The organism is Paenibacillus sp. 01T424 (assembly GCF_056398745.1).
The window spans coordinates 97,214-108,758 of sequence record NZ_JBFTPZ010000016.1 but is presented as its reverse complement, the minus strand read 5'-3'; the positions used below and the strand labels follow the sequence as shown (position 1 = coordinate 108,758).

Here is an 11,545-nt window from a genome sequence, read left to right as displayed (position 1 = left end):
CTCCAATGGATTCGCATTTAAATCACGCAATATGATATTATACAAGTTGGATATAAAAGGTGAATGCTGCGCAAACCTGATCGTCTCAAGGTCATTTGCATTCGCAAATTTAAGGAGGATATTGAAATGCTGTTTAAGAACAAACGTCTTGGGATCATGCTTCTTCTTGCACTAACTCTGCTCATTGTAGCATCAGGCTGCGGCGCAAACGGGAGTAATGAGAAAACAGGATCAGGCAGTGGCAACACAAGCACAACTCCCCCTACTGAAGCACCTGCTGAGGAAGGTCCTGAGCTTCTTGGCTCGGACAAGCATCCTGTTGTAACGATTGAACTTAGCAATGACAAAATCATTAAGCTTGAGCTTTACCCAGAGGTTGCACCTAATACCGTAAACAATTTTATTTCTCTTATTAATAAAAGCTTCTATGATGGCGTTATTTTTCACCGCGTGATTCCAGGGTTTATGATTCAAGGCGGAGATCCAGAAGGTACTGGCACCGGCGGTCCAGGATACAGCATTCCAGGCGAATTTAACAGCAATGGTTTCGAGAACAAGTTGAAGCATACTCGCGGTGTTATCTCCATGGCTCGTACGAATGATCCAGATTCTGGGGGCTCGCAATTTTTCATCATGCATGCTGATGCACCTTCACTCGATAATGAATACGCAGCTTTCGGAAAAGTAACCGAAGGCATCGAGGCGGTCGATGAGGTTGCCAATCAGAAGGTTGGCCCAGGCGATAAGCCGGAAACACCGATTTCGATGAAAAAAGTAACTGTAGACACGCTCGGCATGACGTTCGAAGAACCAGTTAAGACGAAATAAGAGAAGGGCTAAGCCCTTCTCTTTTTTTATTGCCTAGTATATAATATATTCATTAATCAATTAATGTTTATAGTAATAACCCAAAGTTAACCTAGGAGGATTTTCTACTTGAGAAAACAAACCATCATTTTGTTAACGGTATGCATGATGACATTTATGAGCGCTTGCAGCGGAAATAACGCCGGAAATGCAGCTCCACCAGCGGAGAGCAATCAGCCATCCGCAGCTAATGACGCTTCAAACCAACCAAAAACGGAAGCGGTTACAGTGGAGGAGCCTCTATTCACTAACGCCTCCGTTCATGATCCGTCGATTATCAAAGTTCGTGATACCTTCTATATTTTCGGCTCGCATCTCGCTGCGGCGAAGTCGAAGGATCTCATGACCTGGGAGCAGCTGAACTCCAGTGTCTATGAAGGGAATCCCATCATACCGGATGTACTGACAGAGATGAGCGAGGAGCTAGCTTGGGCCGAGACTGATACGTTCTGGGCAGGCGATGTCATCCAATTGCCGGACGGCAAATTTTATATGTATTACAGCATGTGCAAAGGCGACTCTCCTCGGTCGGTGCTTGGATATGCGGTTGCCGATCAGGTTGAAGGGCCTTATAAAAATAAGGGCACAATCCTCAAATCGGGCATGTGGAATGATTTGAGCGAGGATGGAACGTTGTATGACGCGGCAGTACATCCAAACGTAGTCGATCCAAATTTGTTTTATGATAAAGATGGCATTCTATGCATGGTTTATGGCTCATACTCCGGCGGTATTTTTATTATGAAAATGAATCCAAAAACAGGTCTGCCCTATCCCGATCAAGGCTACGGCAAACGACTGCTCGGCAACAATCACAGCCGCATCGAGGCGCCTTATATGATGTACAACAAAGAAACGGACTATTACTATTTATACCTTTCCTATGGCGGACTAGACTCCACAGGCGGATACAACATTCGTGTAGCACGCTCAAAAAATCCCGACGGCCCGTTCCTCGATTCAGAGGGCAAGGAAATGATTGACGCATTTGGCGCCTTCGGCACGCTGTTTGATGATGCTTCTATTGCGCCTTATGGCGTGAAGCTCATGGGAAATTTCCAAATGGACAATGTCGACGGAGAAATTGCTAATATTGGGACGGGTTATACTTCACCTGGTCATAACTCCACTTACACCGATCCTGACACGGGTAAAATGTTTATTATTTTCCACACTCGTTTTCCATCTCGCGGAGAAAGCCACGAGATAAGAGTCCATCAAATGCTTATGAACACGGAAGGCTGGCCTGTCGTCGCGCCTCATCGTTATGCAGGCGAAACCGCAGAGAGCGTAAAAACCGAGCAAATCATCGGCGAATACAAATACGTGAACCATGGCAAAGACATTACGGCTGATGTAAAACCAGCAACACTGCTTTCTCTCAACAAAGACGGCACAATCTCCGGAAGCACAAGCGGCTCATGGAAAAGCACCGGCGCTGTTACTATCGATCTTACAATTGATGGTTCGCTGTATCACGGCGTCTTACTCCGTCAGTGGAATGAAGGCACACTCAGCTATGTGATGACATTCAGCGCACTATCCAAAGAAGGAGCTGCCGTTTGGGGCAGCCACGTCTCCAAGGAGTAGTTATATATACATTCGTCGCCTTGCCGCTTCGATGCATAGGCATGATCCGTATTTTCATCATATGGTGGTATATAAGCCTATTACAGAGGACGGTAAAGCGATGAATGGCTATGGGCCAGTCAGTGTGGTCAACTTAACGAATCCACTTAATAAATCGCTGCAAGGCAAATATTTTTTAGGCGAAACCGATCAGTTGATTCCGACCGATTAAAACCGGACTTGAGGAGCTTTGTTCCCCATTCCGGTGTTAATCTTTATTCGGATCTTTATGTGCTAAGCAACTTGTCAGATGATAAGCTCGTCTCGCAAATTCGCTTAATTGACAATCCCATAATTAGTACTGTATAGTACTAATTATGAAAACGACCTCCAAAACATCTAATCGCGAAATTGCGCTAAAGACAGCGTCCAACTTGTTTTTGAGCAAAGGTTATCTCGTCACAAGCATGGATGATATTGTTGCAGCGAGCAAAGTATCCAAAACTAATATTTATTACTATTTCAAGAGTAAAGAGGAGATATTGTCCACGATCATTGAGCGGATGACTGATCAACATGAAGCACTTATAGCTCATATTGCCGCTCAAACCGAGCTGCCTGTTATGGAAAGGCTGACGAAGCTTATGCAGACGCTCACTCTGCAGGATATCGACTGCCTCGGAGGATGTCCTTTTTTAACGCTATACACGCAAACACCAATGGAGGCAACTGCCATTCGGGAACAGATAAGCGCATTTTTCAAAAAACAATTAACGATCCTCGAGCATCTTATTACAGAGGGCATTGCTAGAAATGAARTGAACAGCAAACTGCCCCCTCAACCAATGGCTTCCTTAATTTTGTCCACGATCGAGGGCGGATTGTTCCTGCAGCATGCTCAGCAAGACCCAACCATACTACAGCAATCGCTTCATGCTTTAGCTTCTATGCTAAAGTAATTTTTTTAAAAACTTTAGTACTGATTAGTACTATAAATAATTTCAGAGGAGTGTTTACTAATGGCACATGTATTTATGACGGGCGGAACAGGTTTTGTCGGCTCCCAAATTATTAAACGGCTAGCTGCCGACGGTCATCGCATTACTGCTTTAGCGCGTTCGCATAGCCGAATAGCGGAACTTATTGAGCAAACAAACCACGAGGAGTCCGGTCTCCTATCAGCCGTAATCGGAGATTTGACAAAGCAAGGACTGGGCTTATCTGCAAGCGATCGCCTTGCGATACAAAACGTGGATGTCATTATACACGCTGGCGGACCAATGGATATTCTTTTAACTGAACAACAAGCAAAGAGGGTTTTCCTTGATGCAGCTAACCATTTAACTTCACTTGCTACTGAGCTTTACGAGAATGGAAATCCCCTGCATTTCATTCATGTCGTTGGTTTCAAAAGTCCTGTGACCGATTCGAACTTAAACGATGCAACAGCCATTATGCAGCTTTTGGAGCACGAATCTCCTTATGAGCGAATGAAAATAAACGCAGACGTTCACATCCGCCAGCATGCTAAACAAACCGGCTATCCTCTTTCCGTCGTTAACCCAAGCGTAGTCATCGGTGATTCTACTACCGGCAACACGGAGCAAACCGGAGGGTTAGGCATTTTGATAGCAGCCGCGAGAAAAAAACTTATGGGCACTGTTCCAGGAGGCAAAAAACACTGGCTCCCGCTCGTCCATCTCGATCATACGGCAGCTTTCATTGCTGCCCTTGCGAACGAGCAACAACCTCTCAGCAACACCTATTATTTACTTGATGAACAAGCAGCGAGCCTTAACATGAACCAGCTAATAACACTCATAAATAAGGAACTTAGAGTCCCGTCTCCAATCGGTTTTATCCCTGTATCCCTTTTGAGCAAGATTTTAAGCTCCCGTATGGGCAGCAAACTAGGCATTCCCCAAGAATCACTCAGCTTTATTGTCAATCAAGCATTCCCTCTACAATCTACACAGCATATTCAGCAAAAATATTCGCTTCCTGCCACTGTAGATTTATCGGTTCTCCCGCATGTGATTGCCGATTTGGATTATCGTTTATCCCATAGGCCGACAAGTCATCCTAATTTCGTACGCAGCAAACGCGGTCCACTCGCCACGCTAGAAAAAACTGGAAGTGGCAACCCAATTATTTTGCTGCCCGGTACCTTCAGCGGTGCAGACTGTCTTATACCGCTAGCTTCAGAGCTGCGGCATCGTCAGATATGGATTGCTGATTTACCGGGCTTCGGGCGATCACCCTATCACCATCATCCGGTAAACGTAGTAAATGGGCATGTCGAGGCTATTATGTCCGCTATTACATCACAACCGGAAACCGTTACTTTAATCGGTCATTCCTATGGAGCATTGCTCGCAGCCAAGGTCATGGAGCGTATGCCAGAGCGTATCCAAGCCGTGTATTTATTGCAGCCAGCGCTCCACCATGCGAACAGCAGATATAGGAGTAGAATCGTCAATCGTATGCTTTTGCCCCATATATCCTTAGCAACCTTGCGCAAGGAGCTTGTATTGCAGGGATGCTTCGAGAGGATCGGTCAAATCCCTAAGGACTATTTGGAATATGTTTTGAACGAGCTCAGCTCCCCGCGCGTTAGAGCCACTCTGGCTGACACACTCGCCCAGTTAACGAAGGATGAGCATTTCCGACAACAACCCGAACAATGGGGTGAGAAACGGGTCAGTATCATTTGGGGTTCACAGGACCGTGTGTATACGATACCGAAAACTTACAGCGCAGTTCCCACTCAGCTTCTAGGACGCGGTCACCACTTCCCCCTTTCTCATCCGTCTGAAACAGCGCGCCTATTATATCAAGCGGGGCTCTAGTTTAAAGTTGCATGGTATGAAAAAAAGGCGGTTCTTAAAGATTCTAATCAACCTTTAAAAAACCGCTCTTTTTCTGTTTAAGCCATTATTTGTTTTTAAGCATATTCATAATAACCGTAATCGCGTCTGCCCGCGTTGCTGTAGCTTTTGGCGCAAAGATATTGCCCGTACGTCCCTGAATGATGCCTTTATCGCTAACTGCTCTAACCGCACCCTTCGCCCATGCCGGGATATCCTTGTTATCAGCAAAGCTGGTTGTCGCATTCGGATCTAACGTTAATCCAGCACCGCTTGCAATCATTGATACCATTTCCATACGCAAAATGTTTGCGCCCGGACGGAAGGTCCCATCTGGATAGCCGCTAATAATGTCCGCTTTGACCGCTTGTGCAACAGCTTCTTTTGCCCAAGCCGCAATTTTATCATTATCAGCAAAGGCAAGCACCGAGCCTGCACCATCCGCTTTCAACGCACCCATCAGCATAACGGAAAATTCCGCACGTGTTACGGTTTTATTCGGTTTAAACGTACCGTCTTCATATCCCTTCACAATTCCGGATGCGACCGCCTCTTTAATAGCGGCCTCTGCCCAGTGCCTTGATATATCTGTAAAAGAAGGCACTTCTTCAACTTTCTTGTCTACAGCGAATACAGCAAACTTAGTAAAATGATCAGATTGTACAGTAATAAAGTTATCCTTTACCGTACCGCCCATCTCTACCCATTGCTTCTTCACCTCATCGTAATAGAATACGGACGCCGTCTGACCACTCTTGATCAAAGCGGTATCAAACTTAAAGGTCAGCGTGACTGGAACGAAGAAATCAGCTGATATCGACTTAAGTATTTCAAAAATAGAAGACACTCGCTTGCTCGATGGCTCAACAATGCCGCCCGTTTCAGTCAGTTTCTCAATAGAAAGCAACATTTGCTCCTTCGTCGCTCCTGCTGGAATAGATACAGTAACGCTATCATCCAAGCCAAGCGTACCTGCGCTGCCTGCACCAATCGAAACCTGTCCTTTAGGCACATTGCCACCCGAACCACCTGTACCGCCTTCTACTGGAGGAGTTGGAGTTGGAGTTGGAGTCGGTGTAGGTGTGGGAGTTACAGGCGTTTCAGGCACATCAATCTTAATATCTTGTGTCCCTAACGTTTCAAACCAGTTCTTCACTGTAGCAAAATCATTCGAGAATGCCAGCGAAAGCATAAGCATGATGCGTGCATGCTGCGGGTTTAAATTATCTCCGGCAATAATGCCGTTTCCGCCGCCAGTGATCGTTCCAGAACCCGTTCTAGTCGTCGATACGAATGTAACGCCATGATCCTTAATCGCTGCGGACCGCGCCGCGCTCATCTTCGACGAAATACCAGCCGCCCCAGTGCCGGCTGTTACAATCCCTTTGGCTCCATCAGCTACTAAAGCACGAATGGCACCGCCGCCGGCTTCTTGGTAGCTATAAACGATTTCAACGATAGGCAAATTGTCCTTCGAAATATTTTTCAATGCAAACGGCGTTTTCCAATCCGCTAGTCCAGCTTTGAGCGCCCTAGCATTCAGACGATACATACGTACCGCTGCATCATCAACGTAACCAAGCACGCCGAACATCGGTGTCTCAAACGTATCCGTCCGGTGCGAATTGCTCTTTGTTACTTCGCGTGCCGCATGAATGACATCGTTTAGCATAACGACCGTGCCGAACCACTTTGTTTTGCCGCTCCCCGCCACCTTAATTGCTTGATACAGGTTGGCCGGAGCATCCGTTCCAACGACATCCCAAGGCCGCATTGAACCCRTGACAACTACCGGCTTCTCGCTTTGAACAGTTAGATCGAGAAAATAAGCAATTTCCTCCATCGTGTCCGTACCTGTCGTAACAACTGCACTATCATAAATTTCAAGCGCAGCATCCACCGCAAGGGAGAGATCATACAGGTCCTTCATACTGTAGCCGCTCGAGCCCTTGTTGCCGAATTGATAAGTAGAGACATCCGCTATTTTATTTTTCCCAGGCAGCTGAGCTACCATATCCGCCATTTTATACGTTCCTGCAGCATAGCTTTGGAAATTAGTAGGATCATTATTACTCGCTTTACCAGCAATCGTCCCGCCAGTCGCCACTACAATGACATTTGGCAATGGAGAAGCTTTATGCTCCTCGGATAATGCCGGGATATCAAAGGTAGGCAGCTGAGGTGCTGCAGTCTCGGCACGAACTGAGCCGGCATAGCCAGTCAGTATCGTACTGAGGAGAGCCATAATGAGGAGGGGAATGAAAACTTTCTTTGCTGTAGTTGATTCACTTCTTATGGTCATAACCGTACTCCTCCCCCTAATTATGGCGTCACTGGTGCTGTTTCAGGCGTTGTTTCTGTAACAGCCGGAACTTCTGCTTCCGGTGTAGGAACAACAACGACAGGTTCCGTTACAACAGGCTCTTCGATTGGTTCTTCAACCGTCGTGCTTAGTACCGTATTTTCATCAACTGAAATTTCTACATCCTGTGTGCCAAAAGTCGTGAACCAGTTTCTAATCTTGTTTACATCGTTTGTAAATGCTAGGGACAGCAACAACATCATACGAGCATGCGCCGCATTCAAGTTGTCTCCGCCAATAACACTTCCGCTGCCGCTATCATAGATAGAGCCTGAGCCTGTTCTTGTTGTCGATACAAATACGACACCTTTATCCTTAATGGCCGCGGAACGTGCAGCACTTAGCTTCGACGAAATGCCGCCAGCGCCTGTTCCTGCGGTTACAATTCCCTTCGCTCCGTCTTCCACCAAGCCGCGAATAGCGCCGCCGCCCGCCTCTTGATAGCTGTATACGATTTCTACTATCGGAAGACTATCTTTGGAGATGGTTTTCAAATCGAATGGTGAAGCCCATGCTGGTGTGCCTGCTTTTGCCGCTCTAGCAGGAGCACGGTAAATACGAACAGCCGGGTCATCCACATAACCTAGTGCACCAAACATCGGAGCATCAAAAGTATCGGTACGGTGTGAATTTGACTTCGTAACTTCACGCGCCGCATAAATGACATCATTCAACATGACCACTGTTCCAAACCATTTTGTTTTACCGCTGCCAGCTAGTTTAATAGCTTGATAGAGATTAGCAGGCGCATCCGTTCCAATAACATCCCATGGACGCATAGAGCCTGTAACAACAACCGGTTTTTCACTGCGAACGGTTAGATCGAGGAAATACGCGATTTCTTCCATCGTATCCGTACCCGTCGTTACAACTGCACTATCATAAATCTTAAGAGCTTCGTCTACCGCAAGCGATAGATCATAAAGATCTCTAATACTATAGCCGCTCGAACCCTTGTTACCGAATTGGTAGGTAGAAACATCAGCTATTTTATTTTTCCCAGGCAGCTGAGCAACCATATCTGCCATTTTATAAGTACCAGCCGCATAGCTCTGGAAGTTAGTAGGATCATTATTGCTTGCTTTACCCGCAATCGTTCCTCCTGTTGCAACAACAATAACATTAGGAAGACTTGAAGCTTGATGTTCAGCGGATAGGGCCGGAATATCAAATGTCGGCAATTGCGGCGCTTCCTCCGCGCGTACAAAATCCGTTTTTGTCAGTACCCCTACCATCGCTGCAAGCAATGAAAGTACAAGCAGTGGAATTAAAATCTTTTTCGCTATCTCGCTCTTTACAACTCGTGTCATGTTTAACTCCTCCTATGCGATATAATTCTCTCTTTCTTCTACATCAGTCTATTTCATGTTATATAAGTTAACAAATCATTAAAGTAGACAAAAAAGCGTAACCATCGAGGTATAACTCTACTTTTCACTCATTTGTGCTCATATCCTTACTAAATTGAAGAAAACATATGTTAGTTTTATTTACATGAATTAACGAGATTACTAGATTAATGCTCAGTATAAAAAAGGATTCTATAAATCAGTTTCAGTGTAAAAATTAGTAAGATAGACACTGTTTTTTATTCTCTATTTGTATTTAGGAGGGACATATGTCACTTATAATGGGGACACCTATGTAGCCAAATGGTGGACGATGGGAGAAAGACCTGATCAAGGAGGCGTCTGGAAAAAAAGCTAAACAACCCATGCAGCCGAATAGGGGCAGCTTCGTTATTTTAGCGAAGCTGCCCCTATTTTCTTTGTCTAAAATGGATCATTAAATCTCCCTGTTGACACTTATAGTACGCAATGCTATGGTGGACGTCAGAAGGCATTCTGCTATCGACGCGGGGTGCCTATCTGTATATTTATTTGGTAAGGGAGGACACAACGAATATGATTCAAGTAAAAGAATTTATTGATACGGATTCTGTTTTTGCTGAAAAAAGGGCAAATGAGTTTTTGGCAGAACTGAGCGACGATCAAGTCATTAATATTTGCTACGGCTCCATGATCAAAACAGCCACTTCAGGCAACACTTATCAGCGCAGCACTATACTTGTCGTTTATAAGCAAAGCAAAGAGAAGGAATAAAGAAAGCGGGTGATCCCATCATTAAGCCTCGTCAAGATAATCTAGAACATCATGAGACGCAGGGGAATGAGGACAAGGACATTCGAAACACAAAAAGAGATAAGTGGGAAATATTTTTCCGTATCCTTTCCTCCACGGCAGCATTTGGTTTGGTAGCTATCGCTATCGGCTATGTCACCTATTCATTTTTCATAAAATAGAGGCTGCTGTCTTGGAACCGTTATCACTTATTTTTAAGGTGGAGGTTTGCCATGAAATATTTTACTTATAATCGATGGTGTTTATTAAAGAGCGGAATATTCACAAAACCTTAGTCCCCCCTTCCCTGTAACAACGGCAAAGAAGCAAGCAGCCGTCGCCTAATCATGGCGCCAGCTGCTTGCTTCTTTGCGTTTTTTTCACTATTGCCTCTCAGCTCTTGTTACGCTTGTTCTTGTACCACAGGAAGTTTTTTGCGGAAATGCCCTTCGCTTGGACGTTCAAGTCCAAGATGGTCACGAAGGGTATCTCCCGTGTAATCTTCACGAAACAGTCCGCGCTGCTGCAAAATCGGTACGACATAATGAACAAAATCGTCGAGTCCTCCAGGAAGAACCGGAGCCATGATATTGAAGCCATCGCAGCCATAGTCCTCAAACCACAGCTCGATAAGGTCAGCCAACTGTTCGGGCGTACCAACAAACTGCAAATGTCYCCTCGCTCCTAGCATTCTGCTTCCAAGCTCTCGCATCGACAGCTTATCTTTGCGCGCCATATCCATAATAAGCTGAACACGGCTCTTCATGCCGTTGGATGCTTCAACAGGATCAGGAATGTCCGGCAGTTGATCATCAAGCGAATAGCTGCTTAGATCTACGCCGAGGAATCCTGATAAGAAGCCGACAATATGCGCAGCAGGAATAAGCCCCTGCAGCTCTTGGTAACGCTGCTTCGCTTCCTCTTCCGTCGCACCAAGAATCGGGGAGAGACCTGGCATGATTTTTAGACTGCCGCGTTCCCTCCCATACTCTCCAAGCTTGCTGTTCACACTCTCATAAAAGATTTTTGCCGCTTCCAGCGATTGCTGAGCCGTAAATATAACCTCGCCAATGCTGGCCGCAAAGTCTTGACCTGGACCTGATGAGCCTGCCTGAATTAGCACCGGATAACCTTGAGGAGATCTCGGCACATTCAGCGGTCCTTTCGTGGAGTACCATTCTCCGCTGTAATCAACTGGCCTTACTTTAGACTCATCGGCAAACTGACCCGACACCCGGTCAAGCACAAGCGCGCCATCCTCCCAGCTATCCCATAAGCGGGTTGTGGCATCCACAAATTCACGAGCCATCTTGTAACGCAGGCCGTGCTCGGGATGTTTTGGCTGCCCGTAATTATGAGCTTCCAGATCAAGCTGCGAGGTTACAATATTCCAGCCTGCTCGCCCGCCGCTAATATGATCAAGCGAAGAAAACTTTCGTGCGACATTAAAAGGGGTGTTGTATGTGGTTGAGACGGTTGCAGTCAGCCCAATCTTCTCCGTAACAGCCGATAATGCGGACAATAGCGTAAGAGGCTCCAGCATGCCCGCTACCGCTTGCCCCACATTAGTGGCATACAGCAAATCTGCGAAGAAGAGCATGTCGAACTTGCCGCGCTCCGCGGTTTGCGCAAGCTTCTGATAAAACTTCACATCAAACATTCCTTCAACACCCGACTCCGGATGACGCCAGCCTGCATGATGATGGCCTGTATAATAAATAAATGCTCCGAGATGGAGCTGCTCCTGCCGTTTCCCCATA

General features: G+C 46.1%; 9 protein-coding genes. 6 read left to right on the top strand and 3 right to left on the bottom strand.

Translation table 11 applies throughout. The features are described 5' to 3' along the window. Positions 1-126: 126 nt before the first annotated feature. From AC1DPK_RS14630 to AC1DPK_RS14615, 4 genes are all read left to right on the top strand, one after another. Entirely contained in the window at positions 127-828 is a 702-nt protein-coding gene (locus AC1DPK_RS14630) for a peptidylprolyl isomerase (protein ID WP_477510770.1), read from the top strand. A 108-nt stretch (positions 829-936) separates the two neighbouring features. Beyond that, a complete protein-coding gene (locus AC1DPK_RS14625; RefSeq protein ID WP_477510769.1) occupies positions 937-2,457 on the top strand; it encodes a glycoside hydrolase family 43 protein in 1,521 nt (506 codons plus the stop codon). Between the two features lie 356 nt (positions 2,458-2,813). Next, the gene (locus tag AC1DPK_RS14620) at positions 2,814-3,395 is read left to right on the top strand and encodes a TetR/AcrR family transcriptional regulator (RefSeq protein ID WP_477510768.1); all 582 of its coding nucleotides are present in this window, start codon (positions 2,814-2,816) and stop codon (positions 3,393-3,395) included. 60 nt (positions 3,396-3,455) lie between these two features. After that, positions 3,456-5,285, top strand: coding sequence for an alpha/beta fold hydrolase (locus AC1DPK_RS14615; RefSeq protein WP_477510767.1), 1,830 nt, complete (start codon positions 3,456-3,458; stop codon positions 5,283-5,285). Between the two features lie 85 nt (positions 5,286-5,370). Here AC1DPK_RS14615 and AC1DPK_RS14610 read toward each other — a convergent pair whose 3' ends face one another. Both AC1DPK_RS14610 and AC1DPK_RS14605 read right to left on the bottom strand, forming a co-directional pair. Further along, complete coding sequence (locus tag AC1DPK_RS14610; RefSeq protein WP_477510766.1) at positions 5,371-7,605, bottom strand: asparaginase domain-containing protein; 2,235 nt, start codon at positions 7,603-7,605, stop codon at positions 5,371-5,373. Between the two features lie 20 nt (positions 7,606-7,625). Then, on the bottom strand, positions 7,626-8,975 hold the full coding sequence (locus AC1DPK_RS14605; RefSeq protein ID WP_441877677.1) for an asparaginase: 1,350 nt from the start codon (positions 8,973-8,975) through the stop codon (positions 7,626-7,628). Positions 8,976-9,264: 289 nt separating this feature from the next. On the opposite strand from AC1DPK_RS14605, the gene AC1DPK_RS14600 reads away from it, so the two are divergent. Beyond that, positions 9,265-9,372: a carbohydrate-binding protein gene (locus AC1DPK_RS14600; protein WP_477510765.1), complete on the top strand. Its 108-nt coding sequence runs from the start codon at positions 9,265-9,267 to the stop codon at positions 9,370-9,372. A gap of 197 nt (positions 9,373-9,569) precedes the next feature. Beyond that, positions 9,570-9,767 (top strand): sporulation protein Cse60, encoded by a 198-nt coding sequence (locus AC1DPK_RS14595; protein WP_076268509.1) that lies wholly within the window; start codon positions 9,570-9,572, stop codon positions 9,765-9,767. 421 nt (positions 9,768-10,188) lie between these two features. Here the strand turns inward: AC1DPK_RS14595 and AC1DPK_RS14590 are convergent, their stop codons facing one another. Next, a complete protein-coding gene (locus AC1DPK_RS14590) occupies positions 10,189-11,544 on the bottom strand; it encodes an LLM class flavin-dependent oxidoreductase (RefSeq protein WP_477510764.1) in 1,356 nt (451 codons plus the stop codon). Position 11,545: the final 1 nt, after the last annotated feature.

Bases quoted from the DNA above. Each gene is read 5' to 3' on its own strand.
- AC1DPK_RS14605 (WP_441877677.1), bottom strand. From the start codon at position 8,975: ATGACACGAGTTGTAAAGAGCGAGATAGCGAAAAAGATTTTAATTCCA.
- AC1DPK_RS14595 (WP_076268509.1), top strand. From the start codon at position 9,570: ATGATTCAAGTAAAAGAATTTATTGATACGGATTCTGTTTTTGCTGAA.
- AC1DPK_RS14615 (WP_477510767.1), top strand. From the start codon at position 3,456: ATGGCACATGTATTTATGACGGGCGGAACAGGTTTTGTCGGCTCCCAA.
- AC1DPK_RS14630 (WP_477510770.1), top strand. From the start codon at position 127: ATGCTGTTTAAGAACAAACGTCTTGGGATCATGCTTCTTCTTGCACTA.